The 25842-nt window shown below is 67.3% G+C and carries 29 protein-coding genes and 1 pseudogene; 10 read left to right on the top strand and 20 right to left on the bottom strand.

Going from position 1 to position 25842, the window contains the following annotated elements; genetic code table 11:
• Window positions 1-28: 28 nt before the first annotated feature.
• The 12 genes from AB0D14_RS05295 to AB0D14_RS05240 form a co-directional block, all read right to left on the bottom strand.
• Window positions 29-502, bottom strand: a complete 474-nt coding sequence (locus tag AB0D14_RS05295; RefSeq protein ID WP_362775354.1) for a pilus assembly protein TadG-related protein — start codon at window positions 500-502, stop codon at window positions 29-31.
• Between the two features lie 44 nt (window positions 503-546).
• Window positions 547-987: a TadE/TadG family type IV pilus assembly protein gene (locus AB0D14_RS05290; RefSeq protein ID WP_362775353.1), complete on the bottom strand. Its 441-nt coding sequence runs from the start codon at window positions 985-987 to the stop codon at window positions 547-549.
• 47 nt (window positions 988-1034) lie between these two features.
• Window positions 1035-1484, bottom strand: a complete 450-nt coding sequence (locus AB0D14_RS05285) for a TadE family protein (RefSeq protein WP_362774989.1) — start codon at window positions 1482-1484, stop codon at window positions 1035-1037.
• 43 nt (window positions 1485-1527) lie between these two features.
• Window positions 1528-1779, bottom strand: coding sequence for a hypothetical protein (locus AB0D14_RS05280; RefSeq protein WP_055509289.1), 252 nt, complete (start codon window positions 1777-1779; stop codon window positions 1528-1530).
• A gap of 64 nt (window positions 1780-1843) precedes the next feature.
• Complete coding sequence (locus AB0D14_RS05275; protein ID WP_362774986.1) at window positions 1844-2770, bottom strand: type II secretion system F family protein; 927 nt, start codon at window positions 2768-2770, stop codon at window positions 1844-1846.
• On the bottom strand, window positions 2767-3753 hold the full coding sequence (locus AB0D14_RS05270; RefSeq protein WP_362775352.1) for a type II secretion system F family protein: 987 nt from the start codon (window positions 3751-3753) through the stop codon (window positions 2767-2769). Before AB0D14_RS05270 ends, AB0D14_RS05275 begins: the two co-directional genes overlap by 4 nt.
• A gap of 163 nt (window positions 3754-3916) precedes the next feature.
• On the bottom strand, window positions 3917-5230 hold the full coding sequence (locus tag AB0D14_RS05265; RefSeq protein ID WP_362774983.1) for an ATPase, T2SS/T4P/T4SS family: 1314 nt from the start codon (window positions 5228-5230) through the stop codon (window positions 3917-3919).
• The gene (locus AB0D14_RS05260) at window positions 5227-6078 is read right to left on the bottom strand and encodes a hypothetical protein (RefSeq protein ID WP_362774980.1); all 852 of its coding nucleotides are present in this window, start codon (window positions 6076-6078) and stop codon (window positions 5227-5229) included. The genes AB0D14_RS05265 and AB0D14_RS05260 overlap by 4 nt, the downstream gene beginning before the upstream one ends.
• A gap of 21 nt (window positions 6079-6099) precedes the next feature.
• Complete coding sequence (locus tag AB0D14_RS05255) at window positions 6100-6840, bottom strand: hypothetical protein (RefSeq protein ID WP_362774977.1); 741 nt, start codon at window positions 6838-6840, stop codon at window positions 6100-6102.
• Window positions 6841-7380: 540 nt separating this feature from the next.
• A complete protein-coding gene (locus AB0D14_RS05250; RefSeq protein WP_362774974.1) occupies window positions 7381-7569 on the bottom strand; it encodes a hypothetical protein in 189 nt (62 codons plus the stop codon).
• A gap of 133 nt (window positions 7570-7702) precedes the next feature.
• Window positions 7703-9241 carry a metallophosphoesterase family protein gene (locus AB0D14_RS05245; RefSeq protein ID WP_362774971.1) on the bottom strand — a complete coding sequence of 513 codons (1539 nt, stop codon included), beginning with the start codon at window positions 9239-9241 and terminating at the stop codon, window positions 7703-7705.
• An 81-nt stretch (window positions 9242-9322) separates the two neighbouring features.
• The gene (locus AB0D14_RS05240; protein ID WP_362774968.1) at window positions 9323-9628 is read right to left on the bottom strand and encodes a winged helix-turn-helix domain-containing protein; all 306 of its coding nucleotides are present in this window, start codon (window positions 9626-9628) and stop codon (window positions 9323-9325) included.
• Between the two features lie 159 nt (window positions 9629-9787).
• On the opposite strand from AB0D14_RS05240, the gene AB0D14_RS05235 reads away from it, so the two are divergent.
• Complete coding sequence (locus AB0D14_RS05235; RefSeq protein WP_362774965.1) at window positions 9788-10045, top strand: hypothetical protein; 258 nt, start codon at window positions 9788-9790, stop codon at window positions 10043-10045.
• Between the two features lie 524 nt (window positions 10046-10569).
• Here AB0D14_RS05235 and AB0D14_RS05230 read toward each other — a convergent pair.
• From AB0D14_RS05230 to AB0D14_RS05215, 4 genes are all read right to left on the bottom strand, one after another.
• Window positions 10570-11409 carry a hypothetical protein gene (locus AB0D14_RS05230; RefSeq protein ID WP_362774962.1) on the bottom strand — a complete coding sequence of 280 codons (840 nt, stop codon included), beginning with the start codon at window positions 11407-11409 and terminating at the stop codon, window positions 10570-10572.
• Between the two features lie 60 nt (window positions 11410-11469).
• Window positions 11470-12048, bottom strand: coding sequence for a hypothetical protein (locus AB0D14_RS05225; protein ID WP_362774959.1), 579 nt, complete (start codon window positions 12046-12048; stop codon window positions 11470-11472).
• 47 nt (window positions 12049-12095) lie between these two features.
• Window positions 12096-13271 (bottom strand): hypothetical protein, encoded by a 1176-nt coding sequence (locus tag AB0D14_RS05220; RefSeq protein WP_362774956.1) that lies wholly within the window; start codon window positions 13269-13271, stop codon window positions 12096-12098.
• Between the two features lie 112 nt (window positions 13272-13383).
• The gene (locus AB0D14_RS05215; RefSeq protein WP_362774953.1) at window positions 13384-13959 is read right to left on the bottom strand and encodes a hypothetical protein; all 576 of its coding nucleotides are present in this window, start codon (window positions 13957-13959) and stop codon (window positions 13384-13386) included.
• Window positions 13960-14815: 856 nt separating this feature from the next.
• Between AB0D14_RS05215 and AB0D14_RS05210 the strand changes: the two genes are divergently transcribed.
• From AB0D14_RS05210 to AB0D14_RS05200, 3 genes are all read left to right on the top strand, one after another.
• The gene (locus AB0D14_RS05210) at window positions 14816-15493 is read left to right on the top strand and encodes a hypothetical protein (RefSeq protein WP_362774950.1); all 678 of its coding nucleotides are present in this window, start codon (window positions 14816-14818) and stop codon (window positions 15491-15493) included.
• On the top strand, window positions 15484-16575 hold the full coding sequence (locus tag AB0D14_RS05205) for a hypothetical protein (protein ID WP_362774947.1): 1092 nt from the start codon (window positions 15484-15486) through the stop codon (window positions 16573-16575). Before AB0D14_RS05210 ends, AB0D14_RS05205 begins: the two co-directional genes overlap by 10 nt.
• Window positions 16576-16702: 127 nt before the next feature.
• Entirely contained in the window at window positions 16703-17740 is a 1038-nt protein-coding gene (locus AB0D14_RS05200) for a hypothetical protein (protein WP_362774944.1), read from the top strand.
• Between the two features lie 49 nt (window positions 17741-17789).
• Here the strand turns inward: AB0D14_RS05200 and AB0D14_RS05195 are convergent.
• The 3 genes and pseudogenes from AB0D14_RS05195 to AB0D14_RS05185 all read right to left on the bottom strand — a co-directional run.
• A pseudogene (locus AB0D14_RS05195) lies at window positions 17790-17912 on the bottom strand (IS5/IS1182 family transposase); the annotation flags it as partial.
• 145 nt (window positions 17913-18057) lie between these two features.
• On the bottom strand, window positions 18058-18552 hold the full coding sequence (locus AB0D14_RS05190; RefSeq protein ID WP_362774941.1) for a hypothetical protein: 495 nt from the start codon (window positions 18550-18552) through the stop codon (window positions 18058-18060).
• 555 nt (window positions 18553-19107) lie between these two features.
• Window positions 19108-19725 (bottom strand): hypothetical protein, encoded by a 618-nt coding sequence (locus tag AB0D14_RS05185; RefSeq protein ID WP_362774938.1) that lies wholly within the window; start codon window positions 19723-19725, stop codon window positions 19108-19110.
• A 415-nt stretch (window positions 19726-20140) separates the two neighbouring features.
• On the opposite strand from AB0D14_RS05185, the gene AB0D14_RS05180 reads away from it, so the two are divergent.
• Window positions 20141-20611, top strand: a complete 471-nt coding sequence (locus tag AB0D14_RS05180) for a hypothetical protein (protein ID WP_362774935.1) — start codon at window positions 20141-20143, stop codon at window positions 20609-20611.
• 38 nt (window positions 20612-20649) lie between these two features.
• Here the strand turns inward: AB0D14_RS05180 and AB0D14_RS05175 are convergent, their stop codons facing one another.
• A complete protein-coding gene (locus AB0D14_RS05175; protein ID WP_362774932.1) occupies window positions 20650-21036 on the bottom strand; it encodes a hypothetical protein in 387 nt (128 codons plus the stop codon).
• A gap of 131 nt (window positions 21037-21167) precedes the next feature.
• Between AB0D14_RS05175 and AB0D14_RS05170 the strand changes: the two genes are divergently transcribed.
• The 5 genes from AB0D14_RS05170 (at window position 21168) to AB0D14_RS05150 (ending at window position 25745) form a co-directional block, all read left to right on the top strand.
• Complete coding sequence (locus tag AB0D14_RS05170) at window positions 21168-21824, top strand: hypothetical protein (protein WP_362774929.1); 657 nt, start codon at window positions 21168-21170, stop codon at window positions 21822-21824.
• Between the two features lie 245 nt (window positions 21825-22069).
• Entirely contained in the window at window positions 22070-22522 is a 453-nt protein-coding gene (locus AB0D14_RS05165) for an RDD family protein (protein WP_362774926.1), read from the top strand.
• 149 nt (window positions 22523-22671) lie between these two features.
• Window positions 22672-23367 carry a hypothetical protein gene (locus AB0D14_RS05160; protein ID WP_362774923.1) on the top strand — a complete coding sequence of 232 codons (696 nt, stop codon included), beginning with the start codon at window positions 22672-22674 and terminating at the stop codon, window positions 23365-23367.
• A 321-nt stretch (window positions 23368-23688) separates the two neighbouring features.
• Window positions 23689-24141, top strand: coding sequence for a hypothetical protein (locus AB0D14_RS05155; protein ID WP_362774920.1), 453 nt, complete (start codon window positions 23689-23691; stop codon window positions 24139-24141).
• Between the two features lie 191 nt (window positions 24142-24332).
• The gene (locus tag AB0D14_RS05150) at window positions 24333-25745 is read left to right on the top strand and encodes a PE-PGRS family protein (RefSeq protein ID WP_362774917.1); all 1413 of its coding nucleotides are present in this window, start codon (window positions 24333-24335) and stop codon (window positions 25743-25745) included.
• The last annotated feature ends 97 nt before the right edge of the window (window positions 25746-25842 follow it).

Raw genomic sequence — 25842 nt, 5'->3', positions numbered from 1 at the left:
CTGGACGTGGGCACGGGTCGTCTACATCTCAGCCGACCTCGTTCTCCGCCACAGCCCGTCCCCTGACCGTCACATCCCCGCCGTAGAACATGCCCGTGAAGACCGGGGAGTAGGTGAGCTGGACCTCCACCTCGACCTGCTCGGCGTTCGCGGCGACGCAGTTCGTGGCGGCTATGTCGGGGCCGGTCGTGCCCATCTCCTGGGCGAAGGCCTTCACGCGGGCGCCGCAGTTCTCGAAGAGGATCGGCGCACCGCCGCCCTCGTTCTGGTACAGCTCTTCCAGGTCCACGTCCTGGGCGGCGTAACGGGCGGCCTGTTCCGCGATGTCGGCGGCGCGTTCGCGCTTCGAGATGGACAGGCCACCGTCGATGACGAAGGCCGAGAGGGACAGGAACACGAGCGCGAAGATGATCACCGCGCCGGCGCCCGAACCCCTGTCATCGAGACGCACACGGCGCGTCTCCGCCCAACCCCGACCCCAACCGCACACGATGTCCGCCATCCGGCCCATCACGCCTCCCGGCACACCTCTCAGCATGCCGCTCATCACGCCTTCCTCTTGAAGGGGTCCAGCGGCGAGGTGAACGACGCCTCCAACCGGGTCGGTACGTCCAGACCGAGCATGGCCAGGCCCCGTACCTCGCAGCTGACCTCCACGGTGAAGAGGTCGGCGTCCTCGAAACCGGCGCTGGTCTTGTTCACCGACACCGGGCCGGAGCAGACGTCCGCCAAGTTGGCGTCCGCCGCCTTCTGTGCCTCCGCCATCGCGGAACCCTGGTCCCGTTGGAGCGAGCCGGAGCGGGCGGCGTCCCTGGCGGCCCCGTCGAGCGCTCCTCGTCCGTCCACCAGTTGTCCGAAGGCCACCAGCACCAGGATGAAGAGGATCATCACCGGGGCGAGGATCACCACCTCGACGGTGGACAGCCCCCGGTCGCCGGCCGCGAGAGTACGGGCGTGGAGGCGCGTGAGGAGTGGGGAACGGGTCAGGAGTGGTGAACGGGTCAGAAGTGGGGAACGGGTCACACGTGGGCGCACTAGTTCTCGCCCTCCTCGACGAACCGTTCCACCGGCCCCACCGACTCCGCGTGCACGGTCAGATCCAGTCCCGGGAAAACCGACGGCACCTTCGCCGTGATCTCCACCCCGACCGTGTTCTGGTTCGGCTGAAGCATCTCCACATCCGGCCCGAGCACCAGCTGCGGCCCCAGCTGCGCGATGTAGCTGTCCACGACGTCCCGTGCCTCGCCACGCCACGCGCCCGGGGACTCGTCGGCCGTGGCGCGGGCCTTGCGGGCGCCGGCCTGGGCCGCCGCCTGGGCCACGTGGTCGGCGAAGAAGTACAGCGCGAACTGCACCGTCGCGAAGATCATGAAGAAGAGAACGGGCGTGAGCAGCACGAACTCGATCGCGGTCATGCCGGAGTCACCGCGGGCGGAGGCGGCCTCCACCCTGCGGCGTATCCAGCGTCGTGCGCTCACCGGCAACCCCGTGTGCGAGAGAGAAAATCAAGAAGGATCGGTGGCGGAATCAGCAGGTGCTGCCCGCGTCCGCGCCCTTGATGCAGTCGCCGACCTTGTTGGCACCGTCGCTGAGCGCGGCGTTGATGATCGCGGCGACCACGCCGACGATCGCCACGACGACCGCCGAGATGATGACCCACTCGACCGCGGACGCACCGCGGTCGAGTTCGCCGGAGCGGGCGCGCTGCACTCGCCCCTGGAGGAAGGTGATCAGGAAGTCCACCCCCGGGATCCCGGTGCTGTAGTTCCGTCCGTTCATGGTGAGTCGTCCTCTCAAGACATTTCAGGGCAGTTCACAGAAGCAGTTGGTTGTGGGCTCGGGCTCAGACCTGGAACACGCGCATCGCCGCCGGGAAGATGAGGAAGACCAGGAAACCGGCGCAGAGCAGCAGCTGCGCCACCAGCATCGACTGCGACTTCTCGCCGGCGCTGCCCTCGATCTCGGCGAGTTCGCGGTGCCGCATCGTCTCGGCGCGGGAGGCGAGCGACTCGCGTACCTTCGCGCCGTCGTCCGCGACGAGCGCGAGCGAGGCCGACAGGTCCTTCAGCTCCTCGACCCCGATCTCCTCCCCCAGCGAACCGAGGGCCTGCCACTGGCTGATGCCGGTGATCCGGGCGTCCGCGAGCGCGTTACGGATACGCTGCGTGGCCCAGCCGTCGGAGACCTCGGCGGCCGCCATCAGTGCCTCCGGGAGGCCGCGGCCGCCCGCCAGGCTCATCGACACCAGGTCCAGGTACGCGCCGATCACGCGCCGCAGGTCGCGACGCTTCTCGGCCGCGTCCCGCCGCACTTCCAGGTCCGGCAGGAAGAAGAAGACGAGCGCGAAGAGCAGTGCCAGCCAGACCGGGATGGCGGGGCTGCTGCCGAAGCCGAGCGTCCACACGACGGCGAAGATGAACGGCCCGAAGAACAGTCCCCCGGCGCCCAGCAGTACCTTCGTGGCGAGGAAGTTCTCCCAGCTCCGGTCGAGCACCGACAGGTCGGCCCGCAGCGAGCGCTGTTCCCAGCCCTGCTGCAGATAGAGCTCGGCGACGCGCTGGCCCACCCGGGCCCGTACGCTGCCGAGCCGGCCCTCGTCGGAGGTGCGGTGCGCGGACTCGTACGCCGCGCCCCGCGCTCTCATCGCGTCGATGCGCGCGACCTGGGAGACCGCGCTGCGCTTGGACGGCATCAGGGCGCGGACCAGTACGTAGATGCCCAGGCCCAGGACGGCGCCGACCAGGACGGGCAGGGTCAGGGTCGAGTTCATCGGCGTACCCCCTCATCCGGCAGCGACGGCGACGGCGGCAACGTCTGGGGGTGGCCCGGCGACGGGGACGACGACGGCCCCGACGACGTACGGGGACGGACGAACCGGACCGCCGACTCGTCCCGCACCAGGAACCGCTCCGGTGTCTCGATGGTCGACAGCTTGCGCAGCCACCAGAAGCCGAGTGCGAACAGCCCGCAGACACACGCGAGTACGAGCTGGCCGAGGGCCGTTCCGTACGGTTCGACGAACTCCCGGTTGAAGATGGACAGGCCGAGCACGAAGGCGATCGACACGGCCACGACGATCTGCACCGAGCGGCGGGTCGAGGCACGCTGGGCCATGACCCGCTGGCGCATGTCGACCTCCTCACGTGCCGACTTCGCGAGCGCGCCCAGGACCTGGCGCAGACCCGGGCCGCGCAGGCGGGCGTTGAGGATCAGCGCGGCCACGATGATGTCGGCGGACGCGTCGTCGATCTCGTCGGCGAGCTGCTGCAGGGCTTCGGGCAGCGGAGTGCGGGAGCGCAGGCGGTCGACGAGGGCGTCGAGGTGCGGGCGCAGGACGGGCGCCGCGGCGCGTGCGGAGGCGGGGATGGCCTGTTCCAGGCCGACCGCGCCCGCGATGGTGTCGCGCAGCGATTCCGTCCAGGAGGCGAGGGCCTCCACGCGGCGCATGGCGGCCTTCTCCTCGGAGGCGCCGCCGAAGAGCTTGTCCCAGAAGAAGACGAGGACGGCGGTCGCGATACCGGCGACGGCCCACCGGGTGAGCAGCAGGACGACGATGCCGGCGCCGGCGGCGATGGAGCCGCGCCGGCCGACGAAGCGTACGAGGTCGCCGGCCCGTTCGCTCGCCTTCTGCTTCTCGTGCTCGGGCTTGACCGGCAGTCCGCGGACCGCGGCGGCGAACAGGGCGAGGCCGCCGCCCACCGCGATGCCGCAGGCGAGCGCGTACAGGACCGTCGTGGAGAACAGCCCGCCCATGGAACCGAGCGAGTCGAGTGCGGCGAGGGTCGTGGTCGGTTCGAGCGTGCCGGGGTCGAGCATGCCCGGGTCGGCTGTGCTCGGTTCGAGCCCAGCCGGTCCAAGCATGGCCGGCTCAATCGTGGCCGGCTCAAGCATGGTCAGTTCGTCGCGCATGGTCAGTTCACCCCCAGTTCCCGCCGCCGGGCAGGCGATAGCCGTACTGGATCAGGTCTTCGAGGCAGGCGAGGGGTGCGTGTGGCACGACCCGGCCGTCCGGTGTCTCGGCGAAGACCTCGCTGGACAGCACGCGCCCGTCGACGCCGTTGACCTCACGGATCGAGGTGACCACACGCTGGAGCCGGCCGCCCGTCTCGAAGTTGTTGCGCCGCTGGACGAAGACGACGAAGTTCACCGCGCCCGCGACGAGCATCTGGCTGGCCTCGATGGGGAGGCGTTCGGTGGCCTGGAGCGCGTACGTGGAAATACGGTTGAACACCTCGCTGGAGCTGTTGGCGTGGATCGTGGACAGCGAACCGTCGTTGCCCTGCGACATCGCGTTCAGCATGGTCACGATCTCGTCGCCGAGAACCTCACCGACGATGACGCGCGAGGGGTTCATACGGAGGGACCGCCGGACCAGCTCCGCCATCGAGATCAGGCCCTGGCCCTCGGAGTTGGGCAGCCGCTCCTCGAACGCCACGACGTTCGGGTGCAGGTCGGCGAAGGTGTCGAGGCCGAGTTCCAGGGCACGCTCGACGGTGATGAGGCGCTCGTGGGGCGGGATCTCGTTGGCGAGCGCGCGAAGGAGCGTCGTCTTACCGGAGTTGGTCGCGCCCGCGATCATGATGTTCTTACGGGCCCGGACCGCGCAGGCGAGGAAGTGCCCGACCTCGGGAGTGAGCGTCCCGTTGCCGACCAGGTCCGACATGAAGACCTTGCCCATCCGCGCGCGACGGATGGACAGGGCGGGCCTGCGGGTCACGTCCATGACGGCGGACAGTCGCGAACCGTCCGGCAGCCGCAGGTCGAGCTGCGGGTTCGCGGAGTCGAAGGGCCGGGAGGAGAGGCCCGAGTACGCGCCGAGGATCTGGATCAGCTCGACGAGTTCCTCGTCGGTCTCGGCGACGGGATCGCCCCTGACCTCCTCGCCGTTCGCGTAGCCGACGAAGACCTGGTCGTACCCGTTGATGTCGATGTTCTCGACCTCGGGGTTGTCAAGGAGCGGCTGCAGCCTTCCCACCCCGAAGAGCGCGGCGTGCACGGCGGCCGCGTACTGCTCCTCGGTCTCGGCGTCGAGGGGCGTACGGCCGGAGTTGACCTCCGTGCGCGCGTACTCCTCCAGGATCTGGGCTATGACGGCACGGGCGTACTGCCGCTCGTCCTCGCTGGTCATCGGCGTGACGCCGGAGACCTGGTCGAGGCGGCGCTGCTCGGCGATACGGTCACCGGCGTCCTGCCGGAACCGCTTGACCAGCTGGTGGTCGACAGCGGTCATCGGCCGGCTCCGGCGGTGCGCGGGCCGTTCAGGCCGTCGGCCGGTACGGACCAGGCCGCGCCGAACTGCTGGTAGAGGTCCGAGGTCACCTTGCGCGCCGAGCGGATGAGCAGCGACTTGTCGAGCCGTCCGCGCTTGCGGCCGGCCAACTGGTCGGCGCCCGCGGGGTCGTCCGCGATGGTGCCGACGACCCGGGCGCCGGTCTGCGCGGCCACCAGCATGTCGTTGACCTGGTGGACGACCTTGGCGGAGTCGCTCGGGTCGGTGATCAGCAGGACACCGATGAGGGGCGTGCCTAGCGCCGCCGCACCACGCGGTCCGCCGTGCAGCTTGGTGGTGAGCACTGCGGCCCGGTCGCGTACGCGCGCGATGGCCTCCGGCTCGGTGCGCGACACGAGCAGCACGAGCGCGGCCTGCGAGAACATCTCGACGGCCGGGGTGTCCCCACTGATCCGCCCGCAGTCCGCTATGACGTCGGCGGGGGCGTGCTCGGAGTCGGCGAGCTGTGCGAAGGCACGGCCGAGAGTGGGCCACAGACCCGCGAGCCCGGCCGCCTGCTCGGCGCTCCCGAGCCCGACGAGCACTTCGAGGCCACCGCTCAACGGCTGTACGTGGTCCCAGAGCTGGTCGGGTACGAGGCCACGGCGGGCCGTGGCGGCGATGGACAGCATGCCGGTGTTGGGGTTCAGCGGACCGCCGTGCGCTGCGGCGCTGCGGTACACGAGGTCGCCGCCGGCCGGGTCGGTCTCGGCTAGCAGCGTGCGGCGCGGCCAGACGGCGGCGAGTGCGACGGCCGTGGTGGTGACGCCGGGGGAGCCTTTGTCCGCTGCGAGCGCGATGAGGGCCATGGTGTGTGTGACTCTCTGCCGCTAGTTGCCGGGGACCTTGACGAGGGCGACCTGGTTCGCCGCGGCGGCGCGGGCCAGCGCGGCGGCATCGCTCTCGTCGACGGTCACGGTGAGGCGCTTGTTGGTGCTGCTGATGGTGCTGTCGGCCTTGGCCTCCGGCACGTTGGTGACACGGGCGTTCTCGACGATCGGCGTGTCGGCGCTGCCCGCGGAACCGGTGGAACCGGAGCCCGTCTCGTCGTCCGAGCTGGAACCCGAACTCGAGGAGCCGCTGTTGCCGACCTGGTAGGCAGCCACGAGGTCGCCCTCCGCGATGCCCTCCGGGTACTGGCCCTCCTTGAGGGAGAGGCCGACGACGGCCTTTCCGTCCGCGAGGCTGCTCTTGTCGCCGAACATCTCGCCGATGACGAGGGTGCCCTTGTAGATCGTGGACTTGGCCTTGAGGTCCTTCAGGGTCTTGAGCTGGGTCCACTTGACGTAGTTGACCCCGGCGTCGTCGGCGACCAGGACCGAGTCCACGTTGTCCTCGACGGATTCACCGGCCTGGATGTCGCTCGTCACCTTCACGACCTCGATGCGATCCCCGGCGCGCAGCACGAGCATGGTCGCCCCGAGCGCACCCACGAGGATCAGCAGCACCGCGAGCGCGGCCAGCGCCGGTTTGCGCTCGCGAGGCGGCGAGGGAAGACGCTCCCCCATCGTCGGCTGAACCGGCGCGGAGGAACGGTTGTTGCCCGCCCCCGTACGCTCTTGGATCTTCACGCAACCGCTCCCCGTACACCCAAGAAGGTTTCGTCGTTCAGGACACTGAATGCAGGACACGCATTCAGGACACTTGGAACACTCCGTCAGACTTCACCCTCACCGGGCGTACCGCCCGACCTGGTCGAATAGCCGTCTAACCGTCGAATAGCCATGGCCGGAACGAGTGTCAAGTCACCGCACCGTATCAGCAGCACATAAGCCCCTCAAGGCGCGCTCACGACCGCGAATCTCACACTCCCCAAACACTCCCCGGCGTTATCCATGCGCAACGCGGACCGTTCGGTTCCCGGTCGAGGAAGGGGCTGCGCACGGGGCCGTCACTGTGCAGCAGCGAATCATCCACTCCCGCTCCGCCGGGCACCCCGCCGGGCATTGGTCACGCTGCGTCCATCGTCCCTGCACGAGTTGCTCACGGGAGCCGTGCGGGGGCGTGGGACGGGTCCCGCCGTGTTGGACGTGCGTACGGGCCTTACGCGTCGCGGGTGGGGAAGGTACTGGTGTCGATTTTCACTCGCTCACCGGTGGCCAAGGTAAGACTCACCGAAAGGTGACGAGGACATCACCGAAGACACGCTCCCGGGCGATACCGGCGGCCGTGACGGCACCCTCGACATCCCTGACGGTCCAATGCCGCTCCGGACTCTGTGGAGTCATGATCACTCTCCCGTCAAAGACCTCGACCTTGTACCCCTCGGGAACACCGCCGCGCTCGATCAGCTCACTCATGACAGTCACCGCAGCTCACCTCCTGTGGGCATCATGACTGGCCGCAGGCCACGTCGGAGCAGCCTTCGGTTCCACGAGGAAGATCACTGCCTGCTCTTCCCGCGGCTTCCGCTCCAGCAGGACGTCATACGCATCAGGCAGCGCTGCGGCACGCGGGCCGGCGCGTCCCCGGCGTGATGCCTGAAAGGTCACGTACGACCATGCTGTTGCGGTCGCGGACCGAGCGGCCCAGCGCGTACTGCGGCCACAGGCCCGCCGCCACGCGCCTGCTGCGCTCGCTCCATTCCCGCGCCGGGCCGCTGCTGGTCTTGTAGTAGTTGAGGGCATAGCCACCCGTGTGGATCCGCAGCAGACAGAACCCGCCGGGGTACTCCTTCACGGCGCCCACCTCCTGCAACGTGACGTGCCGCGCCTGCGGGAGGACGGTGCGTTTGTTGCGGTGGGTGTGGCCCGCGTGGTGGAGGAAGACGCCGGGGGCTGCGGCGTACGCGTCGAGGATCGTGCGGGCCTGGCGGCGGTTCAGGCGTTGCCCGCTGGTCACGGGGAACGGCGAGTTGCGTACGGTCAGCGGATGGTGCCCGAAGACCATGGTGGGCTGGTCCTTGCCCTCTCTCAACTCGGCTCGAAACCAGTAGAGTTGCTCGTCGGAGAGCCCGCCCGAGTTGGCCCCGTTCCCCTTCTTCTCGTACGTGTCGAGTCCGATGACCCGCAGGCCGCCGAGGTCCCGGGCGAAGTACGAGGACCCGTCGCCACATGCCCCGCCCGGCCCGTCGCCGACGGGAAAGGCGTCCAAGAAGCTGTCCCCGCCGCCGACGGGCCCGTGCTGGCCGCGCTGCCCTGATATGCCCTGCCCGCGACGGTCGTGGTTCCCGCGGACCACGAAGTAGTCCTGCCCGTGCGCGCCGAACCCGTCCAGGAGCCGTCTGGCCTCCGTCAGGTCCCGCGGTGCCCCGCCGGCCGATATGTCCCCCGCAGCCAGCAGGTGGCGGGCGCCACGCCGGTGCGCCTCCTCCACCAACGCGTTGCCCATGATCTCCGGATACGGGGCGAGCCCGAGCCGTTGCGAGATGCCGCGCATCAACGGCACCCCTGACACCAGCCCAGCGGTGGTCTCACCGAGATGCAGGTCGTTGCAGAGCGCGATCGACAACAGATGTCGGCCGGGCGGCGGTTGCGGCGTCGTGAAGGAGTACGGGCCGCCGTGGGAGCCGAACCCGTAGAGGGAGGTTCCGACAGCATTGCCCTTCACCAGGTGCAACGGCGTGGGCGTGGCCGCCGAGCCCCGGGAACGGGCCTGGTAGTAGTACGTCTGACCGGGTTCCAGATCGGCCAGCTCCACATAGTGGTGGGCGGTGGGGCGACCCTCGGACGCGGTCCGGTTCAGCCGGGCGGGATGGGTGCCGTAGACGACCTCGCCCTCGGTCACGGCGGGAAACATGCGCCCGAACCCGTCGTCGCTGCCCTCCACCCCGGTGTGCCAGGTGATGACGGCCCGGTCCTCGGTGAGGGTGACCAGTTCCAGATTGACGGCGGAGACGGCGTCCGGGTCTCGGGGGTGGAGCGCCTGCGCCGCACCGCGACGGGCAGCGGAGTGAAGGGCTCGGAGTAAGGCGGGGGCGAGGGTCGCGGCGGATCGCAGGACGTCGTGAGGAGCGGAGAGGCAGCATGGCATGCCTGTTTTGTGCCCACGGGCGGCGAACGCCAACAGTGCGGGCGGCGACGGCGCCCCGTCTCCGTGGCGACCGGGCGCCTATTACTCCTGGCCGCCGCCCGTCGGCTCGCCGGTCGGGCCGGTTTCGTCCGTCTCGGGGTACGCGACGAAGGTGCCCTTCGCGGGAAGGGTGACGACGAGTCCGCGTTCGCGGAGTTCGCGGACGGCTCGGCGGGCGGTCAGGTAGGCGACCCCGTACTCCGTACCGAGGTCCCGCTCCCCGGCCAGCCGAGCTCCCGGCCGCAGCTCACCCGACGCGATCCGGGCAGCAATGTGGTCGGCCACCTGCATATAGACGTACGCGATCTTATTGGGGTCGATCGGCGAATCGCCTGTTTCTCCTGCCATGCCTACCACCGTAAAACAGCACTGAGCTGCAGCAATAGCCTCAGAGCTGCAGACTGCTATGCACTGACATGCGCAGCAATGTAGGCTCACGCCATGAAATACCCCGGCGACGGCGGTAACCGTCCCGGGGCGTGGCCAACGCTGATAAGGAGCGTCAACGTGCTGGACCTTACTATCCGCCTCTTCACCTGGGTGCTGAACATCTGCACCCCTCGCCCTCGGGGTCGCCACCGCCTGGGGGCACTCCCACCGCTCCGGTTCATTCCGACCCCACCGCCCCGCTGCGACGCGCTCTTCCGGAGCCGCGCATCCGAACACCGCCGCCAACGCGAACGCCGCCGGGCCCTCTACCTCGCAACGGTCGGCATCGACGTCGGCCCGAACCGCATCCACGGCGTCCCGGTGACCGCCCGATGACGCGCCCCGCGGTGCGGATGTGCGCCCGCTGCCACCGCGTGACAGCCCAGCCGGTACTGGTCCACGAGGTACACGCGGCAACGGGCCCCGGCTTCAACGTCTACGCATGCCCCGAGTGCGCAGAGCACTACCCGCCCGCGACAGACGTACTGGAACTCCCGGAAGCCTCTCGCCGCCACTCCCGCCTCACCCTGCGGATCTACACGGTCGACGCACAGGGCACCGTGACCAGGGAACGGAACAGGCTCGAGGTCCGGACCGGCGGAGGAGTCGATCCGTTGCCGCAAACGTCGGCGTATCCGCCATGCAGATGCCCACGCTGCCGAACGCCGGAACCCCGCACGGCGAAGCAGAACTAAGGACCCCCTCGGGCCCCGGACGCGCGTCGGCGTCCGGGGACGAGCGACAGCCTGTGGCAGGCATCCAAGGTGTTCGTCGAGGAGGAGGCGGCGGCGAAGTGCCAGTGAACCCAGCACGGCGGAGGCGGCGGCGACGGCAGGGGCACCAACCGGGGCAGGGCCCTCTCATCCCGCGTGTGGCGCCGTCGCAAACTCCTCTCCGGCCGGGAGCAGATCGGTGATCAGACGCCAGACCTCCTTGGCATCGGCCCGGACCAGCTTGAGCGGAGTGGTGTCATCCACCTGGCCGGGCAGGATCGGCTCGGCGGGCAGCTCACGATGCCAGTAGCCGAGAGGTCCGCAGTCCCACACCGCGAATCCGCGCACCTGTAGGGCCGGCTCCCCCTCATTGTGTCCCTGCCATGCAGCGGTCATCCGCCAACTGGAACGCATCCCGGCAATCAGCTTGGCAAGCGTGCTGAGCTGTGACTTCCGAGTGAGCCCGGCACCTTTCAGCGCCTCGGCTATCCGGTCGACGCCCTCCTCCGCCGTCAAGTCATGGAGGCTCTCCAGGGTGTCGAGCCCCGCGTCCAGGACGGCCATGGTGGCCTCGATCACGGGTGTGGCGACCTCCGAGGTGTCCTCTCCCTGGAGGTTGACCATCCGCGCCAGCGCCCAGACGAGCATGTTCGGCTCCAGCCGGACGTACTCCGACTCCACGGAGCCCGGCCAGGACTCATGGGAGTAGACGTAGCCGTCACCGATGGTCACGCCGTGGTGAAGGGTGCCGTGCTCACCGAGCGCCTCCACGTGGAGGACGACGGTGGGGGCCCGCAGGGTACTGACCAGCGGGCTGAGCGAGAATTCGAGGTTTCCCGCCTGGTCGGTCAGGCCGGCCTCGCGCAGTTCGCGGTCGGCCTCGGCCAGCTCCGAGGGCACATCCTCCCCTTCGATGCGATGGCCGAGGACGGCCAGGTGACCTTCAGCGAGGCGGAACCGGCCCCGGGTGCTGTCAAACGAGGGCATGGTGTGTCGCTTTCGTCGGCGGAAGGACCGGACGGCGATGGCTCAGGGAGTTCTTGGGAGTCACTGAGATACCTCCAGCCAGTTCAGCGACCTGTTGAAGAAGGCGCGAACGGCTCCACCCCGGGTGAGGTTGCGAGTGTTGACGCCGCACATCACGGCGGCCAGGGCGAGGTCAGTGGCGTCGGCCGGACCCAGGACGGTGAAAGTGACCTTCTTCCGTGCACCCCTGCCGTGCCGACTGATCCGGATCTCCACCCCGTTCCGGATCAGGGCGCGGTCGTGATGCCGTGCGCTGGTCGCGCGGTAGCGATACTCCCGTCCGGCAATCTGCATCCGCAGGGCCCGTCCGGCTCTGGTCTGTGCCCAGCGGTTGCGTTTGAGGCGGATTCCTTCCCGACCGACGCTGAGCTGCCCCATATGGAGCGAGGGCTTTCGTCCGTAGGCCCAGCCGGAGAAGGCGGTGGCGGGGACGGTGTCCCCACTGACCTCGGTGACGTGACAGTCGCCGTGCCGACGTGCCGGGTAGACCACCTCGATCCGCCCGAACTCTCCTGCCGTGCCCCGATACCCGAACTTCCAGGTCAGCCGATGACCTGAACGGTCCTCCCAGTGGTCGAGGGTGTACGTGTGTTGCTGCATGCTTCCTTCCCCTCGCGCCGCTCGGCGCGGATGTGCCATGGCCGGGATCAGTCGAACGGGTTGAGGGCGCTGCCGAGTTCCTTGGCGCCGTCGGAAATGGCCTCGCCGGCCTGGTCGGCCTTGTCGCCGACCCAGTCCGTGGCTTCCTCCGCACCCTTGCTGATGCTGTCCCAGTTGTCCCAGACCAACGTTCCGGCATAGGCGACTCCGGTGCCGACGGCGAGGCCGACGGTAACCGGGTTGGGGGCGACCATGGCGGCGGTGAGCGAGGCGTTGAAGGCCGTACCAGTCCAGTTGGAGAGGTATTTGGCCTTGTCCTCCTTCCACGCCTTGCCGTGATCCATGGTCGCCAGGTTGGCAACGCCCCAGACGGTGGCTCCGGCGGAACCGACAATGCCGAGGCCTCGCATCCATCCGGCTGCCTTGGCCGCGTTGCCGAGACCACCGCGTTGGGCGACGCTGAGCAGGTTGGCCTCGGTGGCGGTGGGCAGGTAGAGGGCGCCGTTGCGCATGTAGCCGGCGAGCATCGCCGCCTCGTCGGAGCCGGCGAGCGCGCTGACCGGCACCCGGGTCAGCCAGCTCCCGGCCCGGGGAATCCTGGACAGCTTGTCCCAGTGGCCGTTGATCAGGCGGGCAGTGAAGGTGCCCGGCGCGTTGAGTACTTTGGAGGCCTTGAAGTACGAGATGAGCGACTTGCCGCCCAGCAGCGCCGTGGTCGACGATGTGAAAAACGCCGACAGGTTGGCGGCCCCCTCGATGTACGTCGCGACCGCCTTGCCCAGCTTCTCGTTGCCGGTGAGCTGGGTGACGGCGTCGCCCTGCACCCTGACGAGCCAGTCGTCGAGGGTCTCGCCATCCTTTTTCTTGAGCCAGTCATCTTCGACTTCGCTGTTGGACGCGGTCGCATTAGCGACCAACAGGATGTCCGGTGGCAGGTCCTTGTTCTTGAGTTGCTCGGGGGTAAACCCGGCGAGTAGCAATCCGGCCAGCGGATCGCCGTTCTCCAGGCGGGCATACCCTGCTTTACTGCGGAGTTCGGGCGCGGTATCCGATATCCAGGGACGCATGGGCCGTAGCGCGCTCAGTTTGTCCGACACCCCGAGTGCCGAGGCCCGCGTGAACGCCTCGTCGAGCCTGTCCCCCATTCCTCCCCGCCCGTCGAGCAACTTGGCGAGCTGCTCGAGGTCTTGTGGGTTCACCACTCTGTTCGGCTTGCCCGCCACGAATCTCCCTCAGGTGATCAACGTCGGCCCCTTCCCGAGGAGGAAGCAGCACAGGCTCGCGAACACCGTATCGTGGCCGCGGTTGGACCTCGGAGCCGACGGGCTCCGGCAACTAGATCTGGCGGGCTCGCGTCAGTGCGTCCAGCAGTGCCTCGCGGTCGTGGGTGGCGATCAGCAGCGACTCACCCTGGACGGTCTCGACCACGATCTGGGCCATACCCATCGGCACGGACCATCCTCCCCCCATGATCCGTGGCGGCTCGGTCGCACGGCTCGTCCGCCGCAACTCCGCGAGCTCCTCACGCGACCGCGAGGCCAGAGACGCGGCGAACTCCGCATCTGTGGGCTGCTCACGAGCCTCCCGAAGTGAGACGACGGTCAACGACTCCACCGCGATCGTCGCCCGTCCCACGGTCAGCTGCCCGTCCCGAACGCGGATTCGGTGGTAGATACGTTTGGAGAGCGGCACAGCGTTGAAGACGAGCCCCAGAAGCGTCGAGGCACCGACAATGACGAACCAGACCGTGCTGTCGTCGGGAAGAAGGACACTGCCCTGATAGGCGACCCAGACGGCAAGAACCACCGTGGTAGCGATCGTCCAGCGCCTCGGTAGCTTCTCCTGGTATATAACCGCCCGCCCGTACGAAGCTGTCGCTGGGCCCGCTCCAGAACCGTCCGCGCCGCCCATGACCACTCCCCCTCAGCTTCAACCGGCCTTCGTTCCAGTCAGACTACCCACTGCATGCAACGGCGAGCGAGGAGCGGGGGACGCTTGGCATCGGCGTCGGTGATTACCAGCCTGCGTATTCCACTGGGTCTTCGAATTTAGTGAGGGTGCGGCAGTGGCTGCCTTATGGCCGGTCACCGATCGTGACGGGCCTGGGGTAGGTCAAGCAATCAGCCATCCTCACCACCCAGAAGTCCGTCAAGGCCGCCACCGGCGACGAGGGGGCCGAGTCCAAAGCTGACGAGCAGGCAGGCAAAGGCTCCACGACGCCAATGCGCTGATAGCGAGAAGCGAAACCGCTGAGAAGCCCTCCAGCCCCTTCAATGGCGAATAGGTGATCAAACTTGACGGAACCCACTAAACGCTGACATGCCCATAAACCTCTCACTTTTGGAGCTGTGATCGCGCCTGGGACCATTGCTCTACTTATTGCCTACCTGCTCGGAACCTTCGAGGAGAGAGCGGAACAGGTTCGAAGTCCGGACCCTCGTCCAGGGCGGCCCGCTGCCACAAACGTCGGCGTATCCGCCATGCAGATGCCCACGCTGCCGGACGCCGGAGCCCCGCACGGCGAAGCAGAACTATAAGGACCCCCTCGGGCCCCGGACGCGCGTCGGCGTCCGGGGCCCGAGGCATGTCCGGGGCGTATCCGGGGCCGCTGTGCACTCAGACACGATCAGGCCACAAGGGCCATCGGCTTGCCCCGATTCCTCCCTGTCCGACCGGCCATGCAAGGGAAGTTCGCTGTAGCGAAACCGTTCGCCCCACGGATACCTTCGTAGCTCTTGAATGCTTCTAAATCTCACGGGGGTTCACTGTGAAGCGCCGCACTTTGCCCGTTGCTACCGCGCTCGCCGCGACCGCAGCCCTACTGCTGACGGCGTGCGGCAGCAGCGGGGACGACAAGTCCAGCGACAACGACAAGATCGCCGGCGCCGACCAGACCACGGAGAAGCCGGAGAAGTCGGCAGAGCCCGCAGGAGCGGCGAAGGACAAGCCGGACGGCGTGGACGTGTCCCTGCCCAAGGACATGAACCTGGACCTGGTCTTCGACTGGGACAAGCCCAAGGCCAAGAACGAGGCGGCGGCAATGGACGACGCCGCCAACTACCTCCGCGCCATGTACCGGGGCGTCGGCAAGCGCACGGCCAAGGATGCGGCCGTCACTGCCTACTCCACCGGCGACGGCCTCCACTACGCGAAAGTCCAGACCAAGGAATGGGTGAAGGGCGGCTGGACCGCCACCGGCACCCGCCGTCACTACGACGCCACCACACGCTCCACCACGAACGGCAACTCCGTGGAAGTCGCGTTCTGCTCGGATTCGAGCAAGTTTTACGCCAAAGAAGTCAAGACGGGGAAGGTCCTGAAGACCAAACCCAGCCTTGAGGACTTCAGCTACTTCAAGATCATCATGGTCAAGTACCCCACGAGCGACAGCTTGTGGCAAGCGTCCAAGGTGTTCGTCGAGGAGGAGGCGAGGAAGTGCCAGTGAACGCAGCACGGCGTACGTCCGTCAGCATCAACTCAGTGGCCCTGACGCTGGCCCTCGGCACTCTCATCCTCGCGGCACCGGCCCACGCGGCGGGAGGGCCGCGCGATGGCACCGGTGCCAGCAGCGACCAACAGGGCGGTAAGGACGACACCGGCATCTACGCCGCCGCCAGCGTCCAGTACTCCGGAGCCGTCACCAAGAACGGCAACGCCGGAAACGTTGCGTCCGCCGACGTCAACTGGACCCCTCCGCCCTGCTGGTACGCCCCCTACAAGGGCGCCAAGGACTTCAAGAAAGAGATGTCCGCGAACCTCAAAAGAGCGATGAACGGGCCCGGCATGGCCGGTACCGCGGGCTCGGCGCTCAGCGAGGTGGAGCGCCACTACGAGAGCGACTTCGGCTGGACCGACACCCCCGGCTACAAGGACTACAACGTCGACAAGGACGGCAAGGGGATGTTCTGGGCCAGTGTCGAGAACCCCAACGAGCCGGACTACCTCAAGCGGACCGCCTGCTCCGACCTGCCCTTCTGGGTCGACAACGGTGAGCCCCCACCGCCCCAGCACGAAGAGGCCATCACTCCGAAGATGCTCTCGGCTCTCGCGTACCAGCACATGGAACTGCCCGGCACCAAGGTGACACTCGCGCCCGAGGCCATCGCCAAGGTGAACCTGCCGACCTGGGCCTGGCTCGACGAAGCCGTATTCGACGAGGTCCAGGCGACGGCGACGGTCAACGCCCCCGGGTTCAACATCGAGGCGACCACGACCGCGACCCCCAAATCCCTCACCCTCAACCCGGGCACCACGGACGCCACGACGATCCCCACCGACGGCGGATGCCCCATCGTCGACGGCAAGATCGGCGAGCCCTACGCCAAGGGGAAGGCCAAGGAGACCCCGCCCTGCGGCATCGTCTACCGCCGCAGCTCCGGGGGCGAGACGTTCCCCCTCAAGGCATCCCTCACCTGGGAGATCAGCTGGACGGGCACGGGCCAGGCCGAACCAGTCGGCATGCCCAACGGCACGATCGAGGCCACCCAGAACATCACGGTCGAGGAAATCCAGTCGGTCAACCGCTGAAAACCAATCCTTGAACCTGCCGTACGCCAGGGCCGTTGGCCATTGGATCTCGGCCTGGCGGGCAGCCAGGTACGGCGCCCCGGGACGGGGGCGGCCAGGAGGAGGGGCACGAGAACCGATGCGGAGGATGCGCCGGCTGGCGCTGTACGTGGCGTTGCCGCTGGCGCTTGCCTGCGCGGCGGGCTTTGCGTGGTACCGCCTGAGTGACACTGCCAGGGGGTGGCGGTATGAGGACAAGCTCGCCGGCTACTGCAAGGGACTGATCCCGTACGACGAGTCCGCCGTGTTCACCGGCTTGGACACGGCGGACCTGGATTACACCAACCCAAGCTTCGGCGCCGGCCTCGACTACGACATCTGCCGTGTCGCAAACCTCAACCTCACCCTCGGCCGGATTCCAGGTCGGGCCCTCGGTGCCGACGAGTTCGGCCCGAGCATATTCACCGAGATCCAGCCGCAGCAGACGGATACTCCGCCCACTCCCCTCGGCGGTGGTTGGCGCGGTTTTACGGATCTGAACACCACCTCCGTGGTGCTCCCCTGCCGCAACCAGGACGCCTCTGTGGCCGTCTCCGCGCGGCAGATCGTCTCCGACGACCCGTCTTTGGACAGAGTTCGCAAGATCGCCGAACTGGTCACCTCCACCGCGGTGAACGCAGCCCGCCGGTGGTCCTGCGATGCGGACCGCGGCGGTCGGATCCCGGATCTCCCGGCAGCGCCCAAGCCGTCAGGAACAGGCGCCGCCGAGGGGACCTGCCAGGGTGTGCCGCTGCGTGGCCGTGCCGATCTGGCACGGCCGATCGAGGAAACGAAGACGTCCAGCATGGCCCCGGTGGAGACCTGCCTGTTGGGTGCGGGCAAGGTGCACGGTGAGGCCCGCTACAGCCTCGATGCCTGGTTCGGTCCGTTCGCACAAAGGCTTCGTTCGGCGTCGGATGAGGAAAAGGACGGCCAGCAGTACAACCGGACGGCAGGAAGCGATGACTCGGGCACGTGGGCGAGTGCCAAGTGCCCCGGTTTCAGCGCTCGGGCACTGTTCACGCTCGACGTGTACGTGCAGCCCGGCGCTGCCGCGCCGCGGGACCTGGTCGAGGACCTGCTCACCGGTTTCGCTCAAGCGTCAGCAAAACGCCACCACTGCACGGACCTCCAACTTCCCGGCTGACGTCATGTGCACGGCCGGGCACCGCGGGCGAGATCCACGGCAACTGGCCGACCAGGACACGTTGGTACGGCGGGAGCTTGCATCGGCGGTCACCCTCGCGGGCGATGATGAGCATGATCACCCACTCGACCAGGGCATGGGTCAGGTCGAGTGCGGCAGAACAAGGGCCCAACAGGACTCCTGCGCCTGTGGGTTGAGACTTCGAACACCTCCACCAACGGCACGGGAGCCTCGTGCGTTGCGCACCCCACCGACGTCACCCGGTCAGGGGCCTCGCTGAAAATTCTCAGTGCCTAAGGGTTGTCCCAGGACACCCCCTAGCCAACGCCCACCCCGGCGGAACGAATACGGCGAGACCTCCACCAACCCCAGACCGTGTGGCCCACCAGAGCGACCGCAACGGCAATAGCCGTGAACCGAACGGTGGTCCAGGTACCCAGAACAACCTGACTCGGCCCGCGCGACTCCATCTCCAGACGCATGGAAGTCTCATAGTAAGCCACCAGGGGAACAAGCAGCCGGAAGAACAGGCCGCCGATACCCGGCACCTGTGCGACGTTCCCCAGGAGCCCAAGGGGTGCTCCGAAGAGGAATGCCAGCACACCCCAGAGGGCAATTCCGGATGATCCCGCACCTGCGGAATCCAGTCCACCCAGGGAGGCCAGGTTTCCCTTAGCCAGGTAGTAGGTCACGACACCGATAGCCAGCCCCAGAGGCGCCAGAACAACCGATTCGATTTTGGACCGGCGGAAATAACCCACCAGAAACGCGTAACAGGCCCACGGCCACCCACCGGTGAAAACGGCGCCCATGGCCGCACCTGGACGGCCGCCCCAATGCTCAGCGGTAGGCCCTATCAGGCCAAGCAACAAGCCAAGCCCGAGTGACACCGCAAACGACGCGGCCCGAGCACCCCAAAAGTTCACCCTCTCCCCTTCCGGCCCTAATGGGGCATTACTCCGGGCCCGCGTGCGCCCGGAGTAATGCCCCACCCGAGGGAGATCAACCATCAACCCCCATCACCGTGGACACATTTATGCATTACTGTAATGAGAATAGCAGGTGTATGCCCCACCATTTGTTGAGTTGGCGTAGGAAGCCTCACCCTTCGCCACCCAGCCACTTGAATGGTCGATGGGAGACGAGGGCGACAAGTCAAGGCAAGGCAGATCACTCCGGAAATACCTCGTCTACAGCGGCGTGGCCGCGGCTGCCGCTGTCGCCCTGCTCATCGCCTATCTCCTCGGAACATTCGAGGAACGTGGGGATGTCCGAGCCAACGACGTCTGCCGCAACGTACCCGACCGGCAGAAGGCCAACGAAGCGGTCGATACTCGCTGGGCGGTGCACATCACAACGCCGAAGTCCTACTTACCGGGGAATGTCCAGACGTACGGCTCCCCGTCCTCCTCCGACCAACGCACCTCAACCGACTTCGAGTTCGCGGGGATCAGGTAGGACTCGCACAGGACATGGCTCTCACCCTGCTTCCAGCTCTCGATGTCGTACGGGTCCTCGCAGCCGGGCGCCTCGTCAGAGGCACCGATGAGCAGCACTCCGCGCTTTCCGCCGGCCCAGATCGTGGTGCCGTCGTTCGCGTCGGAGGAATCCGTCAGAGGCTTGCCGGCCTTGTGCGTGAACTTCACATGGGCGACCGCAAGAACCATCCCCTTGGCGTCCGCCTTGCCCTGCACCAGCGCCTGGGCCTCGGCCTCGGTGCTGATGTCGACCTTCTGCGCCGTGACGTCGTAAGTGACCTCGACGTCACCCTCCTCGACCTTGCCTGTGGCGCTCTGACCGGTGTCACGAGCGCCACCGGAGGCAGCCTCGGCAGCCGGGGACCCGGACGCCGCGGCCTCCGACTGGGACTCCGATTGCTTCGGCTTGGCGTCCGCGCCGTCATACCCGCCACCGCACGCGGTCAGCGAAAGAGCGAGTACAGCGACGGAAACGGCAACTCGCACCGCGGTCTTCCTGCGCAGCAAGGCAACTCCTGGTAGCTGTGATCCCCCGATCACAGCAGGTTAGAAGGCTGCGTTGCTGTACAGAGATGCAAAGAGCGTTTCACCCACACAGCTTCACAGTATCCCCATGCCGCGGCCGTGGCACCGCCTTCCGCCGACCGGGCCACGCCGATAGCGACACAGGCCATCGGCGGTTGAGACCTGGCGTTTCACCAGACCGCGAGACTGTGGACCCAGACACAATCGGGCCACAGGAACCTTCAACTTGCCCGGATTCATGCGCTTTCGCCCGTCCATGCAAGGAACTTCGCTGTAGCGAAACCGATCGCCCCGCGGATACCGTCATTGCTCTTGACTGCATCTTTGCCTCACAGGGGTTCACTGCGAGGCGCCGACCTACTGAGGAAATTTCCTCTAGACAAAACACCGAGGAGCTATGCAGTACGCAGAGAAGACCCCAAAGATCTGGTCGGCCACATGTATCCTGATTTACCTGGTCGGCATCGGCTACATGGGAATCGATACGATTCCAGATGAATTCGGCCTCTGGCTCGGCGTATCCGCGTTGTTTCTTCTCGTACTGCTTCCATGTCTGGCTGTTCCATTCTCAAAGTTCATCTTCAACCGCGTCCAGATCGACTCCCAGACCCTGCGAGTAGGCCGCGAGCGTTTCGCTCTTACGGACATCGACCCCGCATCCGTCCTGGCTGCCGAACACTCAGCAACGCCGACCACGCCCCAGGGCAACGCGCGTCTCGTGGGCGGTGGCTGGGCGGTGCCGATGGGCATGGCAAGTGCGGTGATCACCACTCGTCAGGGCGAGCACCTGACCATCGCCACCCGTGACCGTGCGGCTTTCCTCACCGCGTTGGTTCAAGCGACGGCCACACAGCACCAACGCCCATGAAATAAGGCGCCCGAAAAGGGGGGCCGTCGGGGGGTAGCTCACGAGCAGGCGATCCAGAGGGTCGCCAGGAGTGGTGCGAACAGTGCGCAGCAGCCCAGGGTGGCTGCGCGGTGGCTGCGCGGAAGCGCTCGTACCGCCTGGAGGCAGCAGGCGATGGCGCACAGTGCTCCGCTGATGACGAGAGTCATGGGCGCCAGCAGGGGATCCGGGACGCCGAACTCACGGTGGAGGCTGACACCGAACATCGCGGCCGAGGCCACCAGCGTCAGGTTGAACGCGAGGCGCAGCGTTCCGAGCACCCATGGGGTGACGACGTACAGAGTGCAGAGCACAGTGGCGCCCCACAGGGCCACAGCGACTACGATCGCGCCCGGGCTGCCGGGGCGATGCGGAGGCAGGCTGGGCGGTTGCGCGTACATCTGCATGGTCAAGAGGGTGCACGATGCGGCGGAGAGTTCGCATGGGTACGGGTACTCATTCTTCGTCTCCTGGGTTCCGTTTAGTGTCGGCAAGCGATGGCGAGCCATGGATTCGCGGCGAGCGGATCCGCAGGGAGATGTTGGAGACGATGGAGACGTACGAGAAGTCGCCGGCCGCGCAGACCGATTCGCCCGCCGACGGCACCGCCACGGCCTCAGCCTCGCGTCGCGCGCTCAACACGCTGAAGTGGGCCCTCCTCCTGCCTGTGACGGGTGTCGCTGTAGGGATCCTGGGCCAGTACCCCTACGGCATATGGGTTGGAGTCGTCGTCACCCTGGGCGTGGCCGTCGCCGCTGCTGTCGTCGCGGGCGGTGTCTGGCATCGCGCGGGTGCCGCGACGCTCGCGTCCGTTGCCGTGCTGGCGCTCCCTTTCTTCGCCGGGCCCGCGTTCTACGAGACGTACATCAAGCAGTTCGGTGAGCGGGTCCACGCCGTGGTCGCGGACACCGGGGAGCGCCAGGGGGTGAAGAGGAGCACCGAGCTGGCCGTCTGCCGGGTCGTCGACACGGCGGGGAGTGTGGACGATCTGTCCGAACAGCAGAACTGCTACGGCCAGTTCGAGGTGGGACAGCACGTCGTCCTCTTCAAGGATCCGCAGGGAGCGCTCGACCCGTGGATCGAGGCGCTGCCCGGTGCCCGAACGCCCGATGCCCTCGGCTTGGGGATCACAGCGGGACTCTTCCTGACGGCCGGTTCCGCCCTCTTCTATGCCGGGCAGAGGCGCCGCTTCTAGGGTCCGCCTCCATCTCCGTCTGCGCTGGAGCGTGGTGGTGCTGTGTGGGGGTGACTACTCAGGGCCCGCCCGGACTCCAGCGCCGCAACCACCCGCAGCCGCAGATCCTTTTGCGCGGCCGACTAAAACCGGCGCATGTCCCTATCCTCGATCGCACCCGACCTACGACCAGGCGCCCAGGCGCCCAGGCGACCAATCAGTTTCGGCTCAGTATCTCAGTCACGACGGATATACATATCAACACTATGCCCAAACAGCAGTCAGCTCCCGCACCCGCCCACGTTGCCCCCTCGCAAGCGCGCCGGATCACCGCCGCGTCCGTCGACGCGCTCGTTGCCCTGGTCTGCGGCCTCGCAGCCGGAGCCGCGGCCGGCGTGACGGTGGTCGACGGAGTGGTTGAACTCCGGCCGCAGTCCCCCACAGTGTGGGGCTCAGCACTCGGCGCGGCCCTCGGGCTCTCCCTCGTCAACCACGTCCTGCTCACACTGGCGGCCCGGGCCAGCCTCGGAAAGTTGCTCGCCGGACTGCGAGTGATCCGCATGTCCGACGGCGGACGCCCCGGCTTCTTCCGGCTCATCGGTCGTTGGCTGTTCGGCTTCTACTGGATGGTTCTCTTCGTTCCCATCCATCTGGCAGTAGAAGACGACGTGGATCAGCAGGACGCGGTGGGGCTACGCGTCGTACGTCGCAGCCGTTGAATCCGATCCAGTCGGCAATCCGAGTATCCGAGTTCCCCAGTCACTACTGGCAGCAGGCACAGGGAGCCGTCCAGCCGCCCCATCAGTCACCTCGGCAGGCTCGGTAGGCTCGGGTCGTCTCAGGACGGAGATCCCTCAAGGAGGCAGCGGTGGCGTTTGGTAAGCAGTCGGGCAATTCGGATGCGGAGGTTCCCGTCGAGCCTGTCGCCTGGGCGACTGTCCGGGAGTTCGTCATCGGTTCCGTCGAGCGGCCACTGACGCCCAAGCGCAAGCGAGTCGTGCGGGGCCCGCGCGCGGTGCGCGTACCGAAGGGCGGAAAGGACAGCCGCGTTCTCGCGCCGTGTGCCTTCCTCGGCAGATCCGACCACGCCGGTCTGCCCTCTCGCCCTGAACTCACGCTGTACGAGGACATCGAGGGCCGCAGTCTTCTCTGCTACGTCGACTCCCCCAAGGACGTCGACGGTGAACAGCATCATGTAGTGCACGACCGCCAGGGACAGGTCATCGGGACGATCCGGCGCGTCCCGCCCAAGCGCCCGTTCAAGCACACCTGGCGCATGGACCAGCCTGGTCATCCGGAAATCGCGGGCCGTAACGAGTGGGCGAGCGGCGACGCCAAGGAAGTCGCGGGACGCGCGGCCGGCAAATTCGCCCTCGGCGTCGTGGGGGCGATCGCCAACCTGGGCGCTGAAGGAGGCGACCAGCGCTCCAAGCCCCGCTCGCTGGAGTGGAGGGCGGACGACAAGGTGGTGATGGTGTCGGAAGGCAGCGAGAAGGTCACCGTCCGAGCAGACTGGCTCGACCGTCGGCTGGCCTTCGCGTTCGCACTCGTAAGCGACCAATGAGTACGAGGTCCTGCCTCGCATGAGGGCCTCGCATGAGGGCCCGCCTCGCACGAGCCGCCCGCAGCGCTCGCATGTTCCGGGTACCCGGCCGCCTGTCGCCGCCCAGTTGCCGCTAGGGTCAAGCAGACCCTACGCACATCAATCATGGAGACAGGACCGGTGTTCGGTAGGAACACGCACGTCGACGAACCTCCCGTGCCGCCCGTCCCCTGGACCGACGCGTGGGAATTCGCCATTGGCAACGAGGAGCGGCCCGCCCTCGGTCAGCGCAAGAGTCCCGCACTCGGGCACCGTGCCTTCAGGGTCCCCCACGGCGGAGGGATGCAGCGGGTCTTCGCTCCCTGCGCTTTCTTTCCCCCGGATACACCCTTTCCCCCGAAGGCACCGACTGCCTCGTCGTCGGCCGCCGGCCTTCGCCTGTATGAGGACGCCGAGGGCCGAAAACCACTCTGTTCCCTCGATGCCCCGGAGGAGATCAGAGGTGAACGCCATCATCGCGTCCGCGGCGGACAAGGGCAGCTCATCGGCACGATCCGCCGCATTTCGCCTCTCAAGCACGCGCTGAAGCCGACCTGGCGTATCGATCAGCCCCACCACCCGGACATCGTGAGCAGTGCGGAGTGGGCCGAGGGAAGCCCCAAAGACATCGTCCGACGCGGCGCCGGAAAACTCTTACTCGGTGCCGTTCAGGCCGTGTCCGACATGGGCGCTGAGGGCGGTGACCAGCCATCGAAGTCAGGTGTGCTGGAGGGAAGGCCGACGGCGAACTGGTGATGACGTCCGAAGGCCATCGCAGGTTCCTCATCCGCGCCGCGTGGCTCGACCGGCGTCTTGCGTTCGCGTATGCACTTCTGCGTGAGAGCTGACGCCATGTGTGTAAGGCACACTCGTATCGTGGTGCGTCTGCTGCCACCCCAGCCTCGACAAGCCAGCGGTGAAATGCTTTAGGGGGATGAAGCATGGGCATGAGAAATGCCAATCCGGACGACCTTGACCAGCTCGCGAAGCTCCTGGACGGCCGCGGCGGAGTCCAGGACAAGTTGGACGAAGCGTTCACGCGAGCGTCTCAGCTCGGAGTCACGAGCAAACTGACCACGCTCAAGCCTTTGCGTTCGTGGGTCACCGACACCGCTCCGGACCTTCGCAAGCGCGCCACCATCGCTCGGCTGGAGAACGGCGACCCCGAGGCCGGCCTGCGCTGGGCCGGGTTCAGCCCCGAGGACATCAAGAAGTACAAGGCCGGAGAGCTGGGGCCCGACGCACTTCTGCTGGCCAACTCCGTCGCGGCCAGCAAAGATCCGAACGCCGACAAGTTCAAGCGGCAGCCTGATGAGTCCTTGGCCGACTGGGTCGAGCGCCTTGAGGCGCATGCGATTTCCCGGATCCCCGGTCTCCAGCCACACGAAGAGACCATCGCGACCATGATCGGGCTCTACGGTGACTGGGGCTCCATCACCGCCGCCAGCGCGGTCGTCACGATTCAGGGCGCGTCGATGACCAAGGTGCTGCTCGGCAACTCCTTGAAGGCAGGTGCGCTGCGGACCTGGAAGACCCGGCTCGGTGTGGTGCTGCGTGGCTCGGACACCGGACTCATCCGCTCGGCCGGCAACGGTCTCATCCGGTGGGCCCCGCAGATCCGTTCTCTCAGTGCCCCGGGAAGCTGGCTACCAGGGCAGCTCGGCAACCTGCTGTCGCGCAGTTCCGTCTACCAGAACATCTCCCGGGTTCCGTTGACCGCGGGCGTCCGGGGAGACCTGCTCGGCACCGGGTGGAACGCTCTTCGTTCCACCCCTCTCATGCGGGGCCTCGGCGCGAACGGAGTCATCGACTTCGTCGTCGGTTCGGACAAGATCGCCGCCCGCTACGGCGGACTGACGCACTCGGGCCAGGCGGTGGCACGGGCGGGAAACGCCAACCTCTTGAAGGTCGGGGGCAACGTCTTCTCCAAGGCGCGTGGGCTCGGTTTCACCCGAGCCGCGTCCTTCAGCAAGGCGTTGGGGGGCGCTACAAAGGTTTCCGGCGCCTTGCGCGGGCTCGGGGTCGTCGGCGGCGTCGCCTCCACCGGCTTCAGCGCAGCCAATGTCATCTCGCAGGGCAACCCCGTAGACGCCTTCAAGAAGAACGGCGCCGCGTACGTCGCCGACGTGGCCGAGGTCGGCTTCAACGCCTCCCTGACCGCGGCGATGGTGGCCCCCAACCCGATCACGGTCGGCCTCGCGGTGGGTACCGGCCTCATCTACGGCGGCGCCAAGGTCGTCGAGCACTGGGACGACATCAAGAAGGGTGCGGGGGAAGCCGCCGGCTGGGTCGGCGACAAGGCAGAGGATCTGGGGAAGAGCGTCGCCGAGTCGAAGGCGAACCCGGCGAACTGGTTCTGACCCACGCCTCTCCGCCGAAGGCGGCCCGGTGCAGGCCGGGCACCGCACCGACCACGTGACCAGTCACCAGTCACCAGTCACCAGTCACCGGAGACCT

This window comes from Streptomyces sp. NPDC048484 (genome assembly GCF_040651415.1).
Lineage (GTDB): Bacteria > Actinomycetota > Actinomycetes > Streptomycetales > Streptomycetaceae > Streptomyces.
This window is presented reverse-complemented; position numbering and strand designations above follow the sequence as displayed.

Bases quoted from the DNA above. Each gene is read 5' to 3' on its own strand.
- AB0D14_RS05295 (WP_362775354.1), bottom strand. From the start codon at position 502: ATGGCGGACATCGTGTGCGGTTGGGGTCGGGGTTGGGCGGAGACGCGC.
- AB0D14_RS05180 (WP_362774935.1), top strand. From the start codon at position 20,141: ATGCAGTACGCAGAGAAGACCCCAAAGATCTGGTCGGCCACATGTATC.
- AB0D14_RS05275 (WP_362774986.1), bottom strand. From the start codon at position 2,770: ATGAACTCGACCCTGACCCTGCCCGTCCTGGTCGGCGCCGTCCTGGGC.
- AB0D14_RS05280 (WP_055509289.1), bottom strand. From the start codon at position 1,779: ATGAACGGACGGAACTACAGCACCGGGATCCCGGGGGTGGACTTCCTG.
- AB0D14_RS05190 (WP_362774941.1), bottom strand. From the start codon at position 18,552: ATGGGCGCCGTTTTCACCGGTGGGTGGCCGTGGGCCTGTTACGCGTTT.
- AB0D14_RS05150 (WP_362774917.1), top strand. From the start codon at position 24,333: ATGAGAAATGCCAATCCGGACGACCTTGACCAGCTCGCGAAGCTCCTG.
- AB0D14_RS05225 (WP_362774959.1), bottom strand. From the start codon at position 12,048: ATGCAGCAACACACGTACACCCTCGACCACTGGGAGGACCGTTCAGGT.
- AB0D14_RS05250 (WP_362774974.1), bottom strand. From the start codon at position 7,569: ATGAGTGAGCTGATCGAGCGCGGCGGTGTTCCCGAGGGGTACAAGGTC.
- AB0D14_RS05265 (WP_362774983.1), bottom strand. From the start codon at position 5,230: ATGACCGCTGTCGACCACCAGCTGGTCAAGCGGTTCCGGCAGGACGCC.
- AB0D14_RS05260 (WP_362774980.1), bottom strand. From the start codon at position 6,078: ATGGCCCTCATCGCGCTCGCAGCGGACAAAGGCTCCCCCGGCGTCACC.
- AB0D14_RS05270 (WP_362775352.1), bottom strand. From the start codon at position 3,753: ATGGGCGGGCTGTTCTCCACGACGGTCCTGTACGCGCTCGCCTGCGGC.
- AB0D14_RS05155 (WP_362774920.1), top strand. From the start codon at position 23,689: ATGCAGCGGGTCTTCGCTCCCTGCGCTTTCTTTCCCCCGGATACACCC.
- AB0D14_RS05170 (WP_362774929.1), top strand. From the start codon at position 21,168: ATGTTGGAGACGATGGAGACGTACGAGAAGTCGCCGGCCGCGCAGACC.
- AB0D14_RS05175 (WP_362774932.1), bottom strand. From the start codon at position 21,036: ATGCAGATGTACGCGCAACCGCCCAGCCTGCCTCCGCATCGCCCCGGC.
- AB0D14_RS05200 (WP_362774944.1), top strand. From the start codon at position 16,703: ATGCGCCGGCTGGCGCTGTACGTGGCGTTGCCGCTGGCGCTTGCCTGC.
- AB0D14_RS05240 (WP_362774968.1), bottom strand. From the start codon at position 9,628: ATGGCAGGAGAAACAGGCGATTCGCCGATCGACCCCAATAAGATCGCG.
- AB0D14_RS05165 (WP_362774926.1), top strand. From the start codon at position 22,070: ATGCCCAAACAGCAGTCAGCTCCCGCACCCGCCCACGTTGCCCCCTCG.
- AB0D14_RS05245 (WP_362774971.1), bottom strand. From the start codon at position 9,241: ATGCCATGCTGCCTCTCCGCTCCTCACGACGTCCTGCGATCCGCCGCG.
- AB0D14_RS05215 (WP_362774953.1), bottom strand. From the start codon at position 13,959: ATGGGCGGCGCGGACGGTTCTGGAGCGGGCCCAGCGACAGCTTCGTAC.
- AB0D14_RS05230 (WP_362774962.1), bottom strand. From the start codon at position 11,409: ATGCCCTCGTTTGACAGCACCCGGGGCCGGTTCCGCCTCGCTGAAGGT.